The sequence below is a fragment of the Methylobacterium hispanicum genome (assembly GCF_022179285.1).
Taxonomy (GTDB): Bacteria; Pseudomonadota; Alphaproteobacteria; order Rhizobiales; family Beijerinckiaceae; genus Methylobacterium; species Methylobacterium hispanicum.
The window spans coordinates 79012-91441 of record NZ_BPQO01000015.1 but is presented as its reverse complement, the minus strand read 5'-3'; the positions used below and the strand labels follow the sequence as shown (position 1 = coordinate 91441).

Annotated in this window: 15 protein-coding genes; 10 read left to right on the top strand and 5 right to left on the bottom strand. The window is 71.8% G+C overall.

All coding sequences use genetic code 11. From position 1 onward, the window contains the following. The first annotated feature begins 180 nt into the window (after nucleotides 1-180). A complete protein-coding gene (locus tag MFF56_RS17640) occupies nucleotides 181-618 on the top strand; it encodes a RusA family crossover junction endodeoxyribonuclease (protein ID WP_066924518.1) in 438 nt (145 codons plus the stop codon). Further along, entirely contained in the window at nucleotides 615-1277 is a 663-nt protein-coding gene (locus tag MFF56_RS17635) for a hypothetical protein (RefSeq protein WP_066924516.1), read from the top strand. Before MFF56_RS17640 ends, MFF56_RS17635 begins: the two co-directional genes overlap by 4 nt. 125 nt (nucleotides 1278-1402) lie before the next feature. On the opposite strand, the gene MFF56_RS17630 is transcribed toward MFF56_RS17635, so the two are convergent. Then, complete coding sequence (locus tag MFF56_RS17630; protein ID WP_066924514.1) at nucleotides 1403-1621, bottom strand: DUF2093 domain-containing protein; 219 nt, start codon at nucleotides 1619-1621, stop codon at nucleotides 1403-1405. Nucleotides 1622-1690: 69 nt separating this feature from the next. Then, nucleotides 1691-2671: a bifunctional riboflavin kinase/FAD synthetase gene (locus tag MFF56_RS17625; protein WP_238230499.1), complete on the bottom strand. Its 981-nt coding sequence runs from the start codon at nucleotides 2669-2671 to the stop codon at nucleotides 1691-1693. Between the two features lie 269 nt (nucleotides 2672-2940). Between MFF56_RS17625 and MFF56_RS17620 the strand changes: the two genes are divergently transcribed. The 5 genes from MFF56_RS17620 (at nucleotide 2941) to MFF56_RS17600 (ending at nucleotide 6241) form a co-directional block, all read left to right on the top strand. Then, nucleotides 2941-3324, top strand: a complete 384-nt coding sequence (locus MFF56_RS17620) for a response regulator (RefSeq protein WP_066921441.1) — start codon at nucleotides 2941-2943, stop codon at nucleotides 3322-3324. A 115-nt stretch (nucleotides 3325-3439) separates the two neighbouring features. Then, complete coding sequence (locus tag MFF56_RS17615; RefSeq protein ID WP_066921439.1) at nucleotides 3440-3973, top strand: protein phosphatase CheZ; 534 nt, start codon at nucleotides 3440-3442, stop codon at nucleotides 3971-3973. Between the two features lie 76 nt (nucleotides 3974-4049). Beyond that, on the top strand, nucleotides 4050-4832 hold the full coding sequence (locus tag MFF56_RS17610) for a creatininase family protein (protein ID WP_238230497.1): 783 nt from the start codon (nucleotides 4050-4052) through the stop codon (nucleotides 4830-4832). 80 nt (nucleotides 4833-4912) lie between these two features. After that, nucleotides 4913-5584: an RNA polymerase sigma factor gene (locus tag MFF56_RS17605; RefSeq protein WP_373324101.1), complete on the top strand. Its 672-nt coding sequence runs from the start codon at nucleotides 4913-4915 to the stop codon at nucleotides 5582-5584. 3 nt (nucleotides 5585-5587) lie between these two features. After that, entirely contained in the window at nucleotides 5588-6241 is a 654-nt protein-coding gene (locus tag MFF56_RS17600) for an NrsF family protein (protein WP_238230495.1), read from the top strand. 27 nt (nucleotides 6242-6268) lie between these two features. On the opposite strand, the gene MFF56_RS17595 is transcribed toward MFF56_RS17600, so the two are convergent. After that, entirely contained in the window at nucleotides 6269-6769 is a 501-nt protein-coding gene (locus MFF56_RS17595; RefSeq protein WP_066927964.1) for a YcgN family cysteine cluster protein, read from the bottom strand. Nucleotides 6770-7081: 312 nt separating this feature from the next. Here MFF56_RS17595 and MFF56_RS17590 point away from each other — a divergent pair, with 312 nt between their 5' ends. From MFF56_RS17590 to MFF56_RS17580, 3 genes are read left to right on the top strand one after another with little or no spacing between them, the layout of a single operon-like run. After that, nucleotides 7082-9307 carry a transglycosylase domain-containing protein gene (locus MFF56_RS17590; RefSeq protein ID WP_238230494.1) on the top strand — a complete coding sequence of 742 codons (2226 nt, stop codon included), beginning with the start codon at nucleotides 7082-7084 and terminating at the stop codon, nucleotides 9305-9307. Further along, entirely contained in the window at nucleotides 9304-9975 is a 672-nt protein-coding gene (locus MFF56_RS17585; RefSeq protein WP_238230492.1) for a DUF1214 domain-containing protein, read from the top strand. Before MFF56_RS17590 ends, MFF56_RS17585 begins: the two co-directional genes overlap by 4 nt. Nucleotides 9976-10024: 49 nt before the next feature. Then, nucleotides 10025-10615: a DUF1254 domain-containing protein gene (locus tag MFF56_RS17580; protein ID WP_066926931.1), complete on the top strand. Its 591-nt coding sequence runs from the start codon at nucleotides 10025-10027 to the stop codon at nucleotides 10613-10615. A 9-nt stretch (nucleotides 10616-10624) separates the two neighbouring features. Here MFF56_RS17580 and MFF56_RS17575 read toward each other — a convergent pair whose 3' ends face one another. After that, complete coding sequence (locus MFF56_RS17575) at nucleotides 10625-10939, bottom strand: hypothetical protein (RefSeq protein ID WP_066926933.1); 315 nt, start codon at nucleotides 10937-10939, stop codon at nucleotides 10625-10627. 235 nt (nucleotides 10940-11174) lie between these two features. Then, nucleotides 11175-12422: a DUF5666 domain-containing protein gene (locus tag MFF56_RS17570; protein WP_066926935.1), complete on the bottom strand. Its 1248-nt coding sequence runs from the start codon at nucleotides 12420-12422 to the stop codon at nucleotides 11175-11177. Nucleotides 12423-12430 lie beyond the last annotated feature (8 nt).

The window sequence follows — 12430 nt, the reverse complement described above, 5'->3', positions numbered from 1 at the left end:
TTTATGTACCCGACTTCGCAGGTCTGTCCCTGCAGTAAGGCGGGCTACGGACGTTCGCGCACACCGGTCGCTGAGCCGAATGCAACGCCAGCCGTGTTGCCCCTGGCACCTCCGACTGCCATCTAGCCGGATCAGAACGTTCTGCTCTAAGCTGCAAAGGGCATCGAACGTAGGACGACCGTGAGCGATTCGGACCAAAACGCTCTTTACCCATTCGAGGTCGTCGTCGAGGGCACGCCAATCTCGCTGCAGGGAAGCGGCACCTCCAAGGAGCGCTGGAAGGCGACCGTCAAGACCGCTGGTCAGAACCGCGCTCGCGCCACCGACGAAATCGGATTTCTATACTCGGCACCGGTCGCGCTCACGATCTTTTATCTCGCTGCAGCACCGATGGTCGGCGACGTCGATAATATCGTCAAGCCCATCATGGACGCCCTCATAAACGTGGCATACGCCGACGATAGGTTTGTCGAACGGGTCATCGTGCAAAAATTCGAGCCAGGCGTCGATTGGGAATTTATTGATCCGAGCGATCAGCTTGCCACCGCGCTGGAAGCGACACCGCCTGTGGTCTACATCAGAGTCATAGATGACTTGAGCTGGAGACAAGCGCAATGAGGTCGGCTCAATACTCCCAGGAGGCGGAGCGTCGCTTCATCGAAACGCTGCGTCCGCATTTCGAAAACAAGGGATATCATTTTCATCTCTATCCGGGGAAAAGCGATCTGCCGGAATTCATGAAGCAGTATACACCTGATGCCGTTGCAGTCAAAACAGACCACAAGGTTGCGATCGAGGTAAAAAGCAGAAACAATCGCGCGACCGACCTCAGCCTTCGGCTGATACGCCACCTGTTCGAAGGCCACCCCGAATGGCAACTTCGTGTCTTCTACATTGGTGACGACGAGCGGGACAGCGTCGACATCCCCCAACCCACGTCGAAACTGTTTCTGGAGAAGCTCGCGATGGCGGGAGATCTCCTGGCCCAGGGACAGACCCAAGCCGCGTTCCTCATATCGTGGTCACTGCTGGAAGCTGCGGCGCGGATGACCGAGACCGACCTGAATGGTCGCCCGCAACCGCCGGGGACGGTCATCCAGACTCTCGCGATGAGTGGAACAATCGAACCTGAGACCGAGCGCCATCTCAGAGCTCTCATCGACCTAAGAAACAAGGTCGTCCATGGCGACCTCGGAGCGGAGCCGACAGCGCAGGATGTGGAAACAATTTTGTTGGTTTCACGGTCTATTTTCGAGAAAAACAAATCTAATAACTAGTTTAAAAATCAGATCGAAAGACTTGCAGCATCGCCCTCGACCTCGCACGGAGGGCGATGCTCCGGGTTCCTGTCGCTGCATTGCCGCCGCAGAAAGCGGCAACTTTCTTTCGGGACGATGTCCGTCTAGGGCCGGCCGGTCTGCTTCAGGCGCGTCATGACCGCCTCGGGCGAGGCGTAGGCCTCCTGGCGGGCGGCGCTCCAGTAGCGCAGGGCGTCGAGCGGGATCGCCTCGCCGGTCACCGCGCAGCGCACGAAGCTGCCGGGCTTGACCACCCGCATGGTGCCGTCGCCGTACTCGACGACCGCCTCCCCGCTCGCACCCCGCTCGAAGCGTCCCAGCATCGCAGATGTCCCTGATTCCCCGGGCCGCCTGCATAGCACGGGCCGCGCCCGGCCGGAATCGGGAGAGCGTCAGGCGAGCATCGAGGGCGTGGCGTCGGCGGCCAGCCGACGGCGGGCCTCGGCTGCGTCGCGGTCCATCTGCACGACCAGCGCCTCGGCGCTGTCGAAGCGCGCCTCGCCGCGGATCCAGGCCACGAACTCGACCGCGATCTCCTGCCCGTAGAGGTCGCCCGCGAAGTCGAACAGGTTCACCTCGAGGAGGGGCGCGCCGTCGTCGAAGGTCGGGCGGCGGCCGTAGCTCGCCACCCCGTCCCGCAGGGTGCCGTCCGGAAGACGCGCGCGCACCGCGTAGATGCCGTGGGCGAGCCCGCAATCGGGCAGGGCCACGTTGGCGGTCGGGTAGCCCAGCACCCGCCCGCGCTTGTCCCCGTGCCGGACGGAGCCCAGCACGAACCAGCGGTAGCCCAGCAGCGCGTTCGCCCGGGCGAGGTCGCCGGCCTCCAGCGCCCGGCGGATGCCCGAGGAGGAGATCGGCTCGGCCTCGGTGCCGAGCGCCACCGGCGGCACGATGCGGCAGGCGAGCCCCGCCTCGCGGCAGAGGTCGGCCAGGATCGCGGGCGTGCCCTCGCGCCCGCGGCCGAAATGGAAGTCGTGCCCGATCACCACCCCCGAGAGGCCGAGGTCGCGCCGGAGGAGGTCGTGCACGAAGGCGCGCGCGCCGGTGCCGGCGAGCGCGGCGTCGAAGCGGCGGATCACCAGACCGTCGAGGCCGAGGCGCCGGAACACGATCTCCTTCGCCTCCGGCCCGGTCAGGCGGAACATCGGCTGGTCGGGGGCGAAGAAGGCGCGCGGATGCGGCTCGAAGGTCAGCACGATCGCGGGGGCCCGCCCCGCCGCCGCCCGCACGGCCTCGGCGAGCACCCGGTGGCCGCGATGCACGCCGTCGAAATTGCCGAGCGCCGCGACGGCGCCGGCGAGGTTTTGCGGCACGGGCTCGTCCGGCCGGCAGATCGTGAAGGGTCGCGCGGCCGTCTCGTCGCCTGAGGCCATCGGTGCTTGCGGTCTCGCTCGGAAGATACCGGAGTCGCGAGGCCCCGGAAAACGCGGCGGACCCTGTCGAAAACCACACCCCCGGTCAAGCGAAGCGCGCCGAAACCGGGGCGCGGCGGGCTCGCGCGCGGGTTAACCGGTTCGCAATCCGGTCAAGCCTATTTTCGCGGTCACGAGGCGCCGTCCGGGCACTGGCGCCTCCCGGGAATCGGATCGCGGGAGCCTTCGAAGCCGCTCCCCAGCCAAGGAATACACGGAGTCACGCGCTCATGGCCCTCGACCTCAGCATGCCGATCCTGGTCGTCGACGACTACCAGACCATGGTCCGCATCATCCGCAACCTCCTCAAGCAGCTCGGCTTCGAGGAGGTCGACGACGCCTCCGACGGCACCGCCGCGCTCGCCAAGCTGAAGGGCCGCAAGTACGGCCTCGTCATCTCCGACTGGAACATGGAGCCGATGACGGGCTACGAGCTGCTGCGCCACGTGCGCGCCGACGAGGGCCTGCGCACCACGCCCTTCATCATGGTCACCGCCGAGTCGAAGACCGAGAACGTCATCGCGGCCAAGAAGGCCGGCGTGAACAACTACATCGTCAAGCCCTTCAACGCCGCCACGCTGAAGTCCAAGATCGAGGCCGTCTGCGGCGCCTGAGCGCCGCACCCGTCCGACGCGAGGGGCAGGCGATCCGATGCCGTCCGGGGGGACCGGGCGGGTCGCCGCCCCGGCCCGAGCCCCGCGGGCTCGCGGGCATCTTCGAGGAATCGCCATGGGTCACTCCGCAACATCGGCCCCCGACACGGCCAACCTGTCCCCGCAGAAGATGGTCGCCGAGCTGATCCAGATCGCCGACTACATCAGCCACGTGCGCGGCGAGATCGCGGCCCTGCGGGCCAACGAGATCACCCGCGACCGCATCCCGATGGCGCACGAGGAACTCGGCAACGTGCTGGCCGCCACCGCGGGGGCCACCAACACCATCATGGAATCGGCCGAGGCGATCCTGGCGCTGCCCGACGACGCGGATTACCGCGCGGGCGTCGAGGCGCAGATCTACACGATCTTCGAGGCCTGCGCCTTCCAGGATATCACCGGGCAACGGATCTCCAAGGTGGTGGAAGCGTTGCGCCACCTCGAGCTGCGCCTCGCCCGCTTCGCCACCGCAGTACGCGCCCGCGACGACGCCGGGCTCGACCCGGCCGAGGCGGCGCGCAAGGAGCGGGCCGAGCGCCTGATCCTCAACGGCCCGCAATCCAAGGGCCCGGCCACCGCCCAGGACGACATCGACGCGCTCTTCGCCTGAGCCACGGCCCGCGTTTTCGCGGGCGCTGGCCCGGCATGCTAGAGCGGGCGGCCCCGCCGCCCGCGAGACACGCTCGATGCCCGCACGCCCCTGGTCCGAGCTGACCACCGAGGAGATCCGCACGCGCGGGATGGGCCGCGCGGTGGCCGTGCTGCCGGTCGCGGCGGTGGAGCAGCACGGGCCGCACCTGCCGCTCGCGACCGACGTGGTGATCGCCGAGGGTTATCTCGCGCGCGTCGCGGCCCTCGCGCCCGACGATCTCGACGTGCTGACCCTGCCGGTGCAGACCATCGGCAAGTCGGACGAGCACGACGCCTTCCCGGGCACCCTGACGCTCTCCGCCGAGACGGCGCTCCGAGCCTGGACCGAGGTCGGGGCGGGCGTGCACCGGGCCGGTTGCCGCCGGCTCGTCGTCGTCACTTCCCACGGCGGCAACAGTGCGCTGATCGACCTCGTGGCGGCGGAGCTGCGCGGACGGCTCGGCATGGTCGCGGTGACGACCGCCTGGGCCCGCTTCGGCTACCCGCCGGGCCTGTTCCCGGCGGACGAGGTCGCCTACGGCATCCATGCGGGCGGGATCGAGACCGCCCTGATGCTGGCGCTGCGGCCCGATCTCGTGCGCGCCGACCGGATCGCCGACTTCCCCTCCCGGGCTCTGCGGATGCGCGGGGATTTCACGCATCTGAGCGCCGGCCGCCCCGCGGCCTTCGCCTGGAAGGCCCAGGACCTGCACCCCTCCGGCGCGATCGGCGATGCGCGGCTCGGGCGCGCCGAGGCGGGCCACGCGGCCCTTGACCACGGCGCGCGGGCCTTCGTGGACCTGCTCGCCGACGTCGCCCGCTTCGATCTCGAGGGCTGAGCGGGCCGTAACCGCCGCCGCCCCGCGCGCGAAGAGTGCGGACCGGCCGCCCGTGCCGGCTCGTCATCTCGGCCAGGCCCATGCTGCTCATCCTTGCCCCGGAGACCCGCCCCGACGCGCTCTTCCCGCTGCGCCCGCGAACGTTAGAATCCCGCCCGCAGGCACGCGGCGGGGCGGCGATGGCGCTGGAGGAGAGGCTGGCTGCCGCGATGCGCGCGGCGCAAGGGGGCGACGCGGAGGCCTACCGCGCCCTCCTGCGGGCCTGCCTGCCGGTGGCCCGGGCCGCCGTGTGGGCACAGGGCCTGCGCGGCGAGGCCGTCGAGGACGCCGTCCAAGACACGCTCGTCACCCTGCACCGGGTGCGGGCGAGCTACGATCCGGCGCGGCCCTTCCTGCCCTGGCTGCGCGCCATCGCGCAGCGCCGGGCGATCGACGCCCTGCGCCGCGCCGGGCGCCGCCCGCGGGAGGTGCACGACCCGGCGGCCTACGAGGCCGAACCGGACGCCCGGCCCGCGCCCGGCGAGGGCCTGGAGGCGCGCGAGCGCGCCGCCGACCTCGCCCGCGCCGTGGCGGCGCTGCCCGCCGGACAGCGGCAGGCCGTCGAGGAGCTGGCGCTGCGCGAGCGCTCCCTGGAGGAAGCCGCGGCGCTGACCGGGCGCAGCAAGGGCGCCCTGAAGGTGAACCTGCACCGGGCGATCAAGGCCCTGCGCGCCAGCCTCGCCGGCCCGGGCGTCGGACGCCCGGGAGAGTAGCCGATGTCCGAGATCCAGCTCCGCCCGCACGACCGCCTCGTCGACGACCTCGTCGCCCGGCTCGAACCGGTCCGTCCCCTGCCCTCCCCGGGCCGGCGCGCCCTCGTCTGGGCCGGCGCCGTCCTGGCGCTCGGCCTCGGCCTCCTCGCCGTGTTGGAGCTGGAGGGCCTGCGGGGCCCGCACCCGGCCGAGGCGCCGCTCGTCCTGTTCGGCGCGGTGCTGACGGCGCTCTCCGCCGCCTACGCCGCCTTCGCCACCAGCGTGCCCGGGCGTCCGGCGCGCTGGGCCCTGCTGCCGCTGGCGCCCGCCGCCCTCTGGATCGGCGCGAGCGGGCCGGGCTGCCTGCGGGCGCTGGCCGGCCCCGGCCTCGAGGCCCCGCACGCGCCGCACGGCTGCTTCATCTTCCTGCTCGGCGTGTCGCTGCCGCTCTCCGTGCTGCTGGTGCTGATGCTGCGCCGGGCCTGCCCCTTGCGCCCGAACCTCACCGCGGCGCTCGGCGGCCTCGCGGTCGCGGCGGCGGCGGCCGCGCTCCTAGCGCCCTTCCACCCGCTGGAGACGACCGCGGTCGACCTCATGGTCCACGGGGCGACCGTGCTCGGGGTAATCGGGCTCAACGGCCTCGCGGGCGGGCGCCTGCTCGACCGGAGCCGGCGTTAGAGGACGCGGGCGAACCGGCCGTCCGCCCTACGCCTCCTCCGGCATGAGCCCCGGCCAGTCCACGATGCGCTCCGGGTACTCCTCGTCGAGGAACTCCTCCTCGTTGCCGGCCAGCCGCCCGCGCACCGAGATGCCGGCCTCGTGGACGCTGCCCGCGCGGCCGGAGACCAGGGGGTGCCAGTCGAAGAGCGGCTCGCCGTCGCGCACGAGGCGGTAGGCGCAGGTCGGCGGCAGCCAGGGGATAGTGCGCACTGCCTCCGGCGTCAGGCGCACGCAGTCCGGCACCCGCTTCTGGCGGTGGGCGTAGTCGCGGCAGCGGCAGCCGATCCCGTCGAGGAGCGTGCAGCCGATATCGGTGTGGTGGACCTCGCCCGTATCCTCGTCCTCGAGCTTGATCAGGCAGCAACGCCCGCAGCCGTCGCACAGGCTCTCCCACTCCTCGGAGGTCATCGCCTCCAGGGACTTGGTGCGCCAGAACTCGTTCGACGGCACGGCCGCACCGCGGCGCGGGGCCCTGGGGCTTCCCATCGGGAGCCTCTCGACAATCGGGGGTGGAGCCTCCGTCTGCCGCAAGGCAGGCCCGCACGCAAGCGTGGCGGGGCGCGGGTCAGGGCGTCCCGAGGTCCGAAACCTCTGGCGGGTCCAGGGCGGAGCCCTGGGAGAGCGGGACGCCACCGGTCCGCCCCATTCGGCGATCAAGGTTAAGCGGAGATTGCCGGGCTCCGGATCCGCCTCCCGGACGTTGTCCGCGAACAAGCCTCGCGGAAGGCCGTGGGGCTTGGTAAGGATGCCGGGCTCCCGACTGCCGTCCCTGGTGCCTTCGAAGCCGGATCCCTCGTCGTGCGTCTGCCGAACCTCACCGCGATCCGGACCCGCCTCCAGCGCGCCGCGCTGGGCTTCGATGCGTGGGTGAACGCGGGCCTCTACGACAGCGGTCAATCGACCGGAATCGTCTACGAGCGCTTCCAGGCCGTGATGAACCGGTTCTCGGTGCGCGGCTGGAAGCGCGTCGCGCTCGACCTCACGAGCGAGGGTGTCACGCTCGGCACCGTCGGCTTCCTCGGCATGCTGGCGCTGGCCCAGCCCGCCTTCAACCTGACCAGCGAGAACTGGCTGAAGCAGCAGGACCTCGCGGTCACGTTCCTCGACCGCTACGGCACCGAGGTCGGGCGGCGCGGCATCAAGCACGACGACTCGCTCAAGCTCGACGAGTTTCCCGACATCATGATCAAGGCGCTGGTCTCGACCGAGGACCGGCGCTTCTACGAGCACTGGGGCATCGACCCGATCGGCACGCTGCGCGCGCTGGTCAACAACTCGCGCGGCGGCGGCAACACGCAGGGCGGCTCGTCGATCACCCAGCAGCTCGCCAAGAACCTCTTCCTCACGAACGAGCGCTCCATCGAGCGCAAGGTCAACGAGGCCTTCCTGGCGCTGTGGCTGGAGTTCCACCTCAGCAAGAACGAGATCCTGAAGCTCTATCTCGACCGGGCCTATATGGGCGGCGGCACCTTCGGCGCGGTGGCGGCGGCGGACTACTATTTCGGCAAGCCCCTGAAGGACATCAGCCTCGCCGAGGCCGCGATGCTGGCCGGCCTGTTCAAGGCGCCGACGAAGTACGCGCCCCACGTCAACCTGCCGGCGGCCCGCTCCCGCGCGGTCGACGTGCTGCACAACATGGTGGAGGCGGGCTTCGTCACGGAAGGCCAGATCCAGACGGCGCTCCGCAACCCCGCGACGCCGGTGACCCGCACCCGCGACATCACGGCCGACTACTACCTCGACTGGGCCTTCGGCGAGATCAAGCAGATGGCCGACGCGGGCAAGTTCCGCAACGACCGCGTGCTCACCGTGAAGACGCCCCTCGACGTCGCGATCCAGAAGCGGGCCGACGAGGTGGTGGCCAACGTGCTGCGCAAGTCGGGCGACGCCTACGACGTGGAGGAGGCCGCGATGGTCATCCTCGATCCCGACGGGGCGCTGCGCGCGATGGTGGGCGGGGCCGATTACGGCGAGAGCCAGTTCAACCGCGCCACCGACGCGCTGCGCCAGCCCGGCTCCTCGTTCAAGCCCTACGTCTACGCCGCCGCGCTCGCCTCCGGCCAGTACAAGCCCGAGACCGTGGTGGTCGATCGCCCGACCTGTATCGGCAACTGGTGCCCGCAGAACTACGGCCGTTCCTACTCGGGGCGGCAGCCGCTCTGGCTCGCGGTGGCGAAATCGATCAACACTATCCCGATCCAGGTCTCGATCCAGCTCGGCAAGGCCATGGGCATCAACCACGAGGCGCGCGCCGCGGTGGCGGGCCGCAAGAAGATCATCGACACCGCGCATGCCATGGGCATCACCACGCCGCTCGTCGACTCGGTCTCACTGCCGATCGGCTCGGCCGAGGTCACGGTGATCGATCAGGCGGCGGCCTACGCGGTCTTCGCCAACGGCGGCAAGCGGGCCAAGCCCTACGCGGCGATGGAGGTGAAGAACTCCTCCGGCGAGGTGATCTACCGCCACGCGGACGAGCAGCCCGAGCAGGTGCTCTCGACGCAGGTCGTGGCCGGCATGAACTACATGCTCAACAAGGTGGTCGAGGAGGGCACGGCCCGGCGCGTCCAGATCGAGGGCGTGAAGATCGCGGGCAAGACCGGCACCACGAACGGCTACAAGGACGCGTGGTTCGTGGGCTACTCGGGCAACTACGTCGGCGCCGTCTGGTTCGGCAACGACGACAGCACCTCGACCAACAAGATGACCGGCGGCTCGCTGCCCGCCCAGACCTGGCACGACGTGATGGAGCCCGCCCACCAGGGCATCGAGATCAAGCCCCTTCCCGGCCTGAAGGTGCCGAACCCCGGCGCCCAGGCCGCGGCCCCGACCGCCCCGACCAACCCGGCGGCGAGCAATTTCGGCAAGCTCTCGCGCCGCTCCTTCGAGGTGATCAGCGGCGTGAACGGCCTGTTCCGCACCGTCGAGGCGCCTCCGAGGCCCGGCGCCCAGCTCGACACCAAGGGCGCTCCGCGCACGCTCGCGGAGGGCAACCGCCCCTCCGACCGGCCCGAGACCCGATGAGGCCGGCGTTGACGGCGCAGGCCACGGCCGCCGCGCGGGCCGGGGGGCGGATCGTGGGGGTGGGGCAGCGCCTGTGGCGCAGGAGCGCCTGGGTCGGGCTCGCTCTCTACGCGCTGGCGCTCGGCGCGGGGCTCGGCCTCGCCAGCGCCGACTGGGCGACGCGCGGCGGCTACCCGTTCGGCGGCGTCGCGGTCGGGGCCTGGACGATCTGGCCGCGGGCGGGCGCCACCAGCGCCGATCCCTACACCCGCGCCGTCAACGCGCGCCGGGGCGAGATCCCGCTCGCGGTCGGCGAGGGATTGCTGATGACGGCCGCGACCGACGATGCCGGCCGCGGTCTCGACGCCGCCTGCACCTACAGCATCACCGGCGCGACGCCGCCGGCCCGGGTCTGGACGCTGACCGTCTCCGGCCGGGGCGATCCCGACCCCGCCCGGCCGCCGATGCGCGAGGGTTTCACCGCGACCGAGATCCTGCGCGAGCTGGACGGCCGCTTCGCCGTCACGCTCGGTCCCGAGGCGGAACCCGGCAACTGGCTGCCGAGCCCGCGCGAGACCGGCCCCCTGCGACTCGCCTTGCGCCTCTACGACACGCCGGTGGCGGCGAGCGCGGGCAGCCTCGACCGCGACGCGGTGCCGGCGATCACCCGCCTGCGCTGCAGGACGTGAGCCCCGCGCGATGAGGCCCCGATGAGCCTGCGCCCATGAGCCCGTGCCGATGAATCTGCGCCTCGCCTACGCCACCCTGTGCGGCCTGACGCTCGCCGGCCTCGTGCACGTCGCGACCGTGCTGGCGATCCCCCTCCTGTCGGAGACGGACGCGCTCTCCCGCGCGCGCGGGAGCGAGAGCCTCGACCATCCGCAGCCGATCTACACGGTGGCCACGACAGCCAACCCGGCTCCGGCCGAGGCGTGGCTGCCGATCCCCGACCCGGCGGTGGCGGTCGGCGTCTGCGCCTACGACCTCGCGGACGGCCCCTTGCGCGTCTCGGCCCGCACCGGACCGCTGATGCTGACGCTGGCTGCGCACGGGCGGCGCGGCGCCTTCTACGCGGTGACCGACCAGGCGGCGGTGCGCGGCGCGCTCGACCTCGTGATCCTCACCCGCGCCCAGTACGACGAGGCGCTGGCCAGCGACGACGAGAGCGAGCCGAGCCGCGACGTGCGCATCGTCGCCCCCGACCGCCAGGGCTTCGTGGTGGTGCGGGCGGTCGCCGGCCTGCCGAGCCAGCGCGCGGCCGCCAACGCGGCGGTGCAGGCGGTCGCCTGCTCCATCGACAGTCAGAGCGAGGAGCCGCCCGCGCGGTAGGGGCGGGCCTCAGGCCGAGACATCGACGAGCTGTCCCGTCCGGCCGTCGGCCGACACCATCTTCCGGATGCTGTCCTTGATCGTGTCCTCGATCTTCCGCCGCTCGTCCTGCGGCAGGGAGCCGAGTTGCTCCTCCGTCAGGTCCATGCCCTTCAGGATGTTGGCGCGCATCCGCTCCATCGGGGACATCGACGCGTATTTCAGGAAGTCGGCCGCGATGTCGTCGGGCTTTCGACCGCCCGCGTCTCTCGCGGCGCTTCCGGCGGTGCCGATCGGCTTGGGGGTTGGCCAGTTGATGGCCGTGCTGGCGCTGGAAATGTTCATCGCGGAAAGTCTCGTGGTACCGAGCCTCCCGAGCAAGGACGGCGCCACTTGTGCGCCGGGACTTTGTACGGTTTTCCCAGCCCGTTAGGGCATCCGGGACCTGTCTTCAGGCGGCAGGGACTGCCGAAGCCCGGCGATTTCTGCCTAGTGGGGGCGAAGCGCCGACCTTTGCGTGGGGTGTCCGGCCGAAGAGGCCGGATTCTGGAAGCTCCTTCCCCGGCCGGATCGGGCGGATCTAGCGCCGGCCGCCGCCGAAGCCGCCCGGACCGCCGCCGAAACCCGGCCCGCTCCCTCCGGGACCGCCGAAGCCGCCTCCAGGTCCTCCGGGACCGCCCGGCCCGCCGAAGCCGCCGGGCGGACCGAAGCCGCCGGGACCGCCCGCGCCGCCGGGCGGCCGGGTGTCGATGCGGAAGCCCTGCCCGGATCCGGGGGCGTCCCGCCCGGGGACGCCCGCCGGACCGTGCCCCGGAAGGCCGCGCAGGTCGAGGCGGTCGCGCTGGAAGCCCGGCCGCTCGGAGCGGCCCGGCTCGCGCGCAGGTTCGCGCACAGGTTCGCGCACCGGCGCGAGGCGATCCTCGACGCGCAGGCGCTCGACCGTGAGGCGCCCGTCGCCCGCAACCTCCGTGGTGAGCACCGCCCGCACCGCGCCCGAGCGGGGCAGGCTCGCGGCCGGTGCGCCCGCGACGGGCAGGCCCGAGCCCAGGGTCACGCCCCCTCCTCGCCGGCCGATATAGGCCTCGATCGAGGCGGTCCGGATGCCCGGCGGCAGGCCGGCCTCGGCGGCATCGGTCACCGCGAGGGCGCCGTCCCGCATCTGGCCGGCGACCGCGGCGCGGTGCCCCGCGGACAGGTTCTCGGCGCCCGCGAGCCGCAGGCCGCCGATCCGCGCCGCGCCGTCGGCCCCGCGCCGGACCGGGCCGGCGACCCGGTCGGGGCCTGCGGCGCGGGGCTCGATCAGGCTCGCCACCACCACCCCGTCCGGGCGGCGCAGGCCGCTCACCGCGACGCGCTGGCCGACCGTCCAGGTGCCGCCCGCCGCGCCCGTCGCGACGCGCTGCCCCAGCACCGTGAGACTGTTCCGGCCGACCGCCTCGACCGGTCCCACCACCTCGCTCGTCACGTCGATGCGGCGGGTGGCAAGGCCCGCGCCCTCGGGCCGGGCCACCACCCGCACCACGTGCCCGACACGCAGGTCGGAAGCGCGGGCCGGGACGCCGTCGATGCGCACCGCGACGTCGTCGGGGTAGGCGATGCGCAGGTCGTTCACCACGATCGAACCGAAGCGCCGGATCGTGCCGATCACTCCCGTGCCGCCGATGCCGCGGTCGCCCTCGCCGGGCGCGTCGGTCGGGCGCGCGCCGGTGCCGCCGATGCCCTGGTCGCGGATCGGCGCGTCCTGGGCGGCCAGCCGCCCCGGCAGGACGGCGGCACCTGCGAGCAGGCCGAGGACGAGCCGGCGGCTCGGACGATGATCGCGCGCCACGCGCCCGC

Coding starts and splice junctions, on each gene's coding strand:
- MFF56_RS17635 (WP_066924516.1), top strand. CDS start 615: ATGAGGTCGGCTCAATACTCCCAGGAGGCGGAGCGTCGCTTCATCGAA.
- MFF56_RS17630 (WP_066924514.1), bottom strand. CDS start 1,621: ATGCTGGGACGCTTCGAGCGGGGTGCGAGCGGGGAGGCGGTCGTCGAG.
- MFF56_RS17625 (WP_238230499.1), bottom strand. CDS start 2,671: ATGGCCTCAGGCGACGAGACGGCCGCGCGACCCTTCACGATCTGCCGG.
- MFF56_RS17620 (WP_066921441.1), top strand. CDS start 2,941: ATGGCCCTCGACCTCAGCATGCCGATCCTGGTCGTCGACGACTACCAG.
- MFF56_RS17615 (WP_066921439.1), top strand. CDS start 3,440: ATGGGTCACTCCGCAACATCGGCCCCCGACACGGCCAACCTGTCCCCG.
- MFF56_RS17610 (WP_238230497.1), top strand. CDS start 4,050: ATGCCCGCACGCCCCTGGTCCGAGCTGACCACCGAGGAGATCCGCACG.
- MFF56_RS17605 (WP_373324101.1), top strand. CDS start 4,913: ATGCTGCTCATCCTTGCCCCGGAGACCCGCCCCGACGCGCTCTTCCCG.
- MFF56_RS17600 (WP_238230495.1), top strand. CDS start 5,588: ATGTCCGAGATCCAGCTCCGCCCGCACGACCGCCTCGTCGACGACCTC.
- MFF56_RS17595 (WP_066927964.1), bottom strand. CDS start 6,769: ATGGGAAGCCCCAGGGCCCCGCGCCGCGGTGCGGCCGTGCCGTCGAAC.
- MFF56_RS17585 (WP_238230492.1), top strand. CDS start 9,304: ATGAGGCCGGCGTTGACGGCGCAGGCCACGGCCGCCGCGCGGGCCGGG.
- MFF56_RS17580 (WP_066926931.1), top strand. CDS start 10,025: ATGAATCTGCGCCTCGCCTACGCCACCCTGTGCGGCCTGACGCTCGCC.
- MFF56_RS17575 (WP_066926933.1), bottom strand. CDS start 10,939: ATGAACATTTCCAGCGCCAGCACGGCCATCAACTGGCCAACCCCCAAG.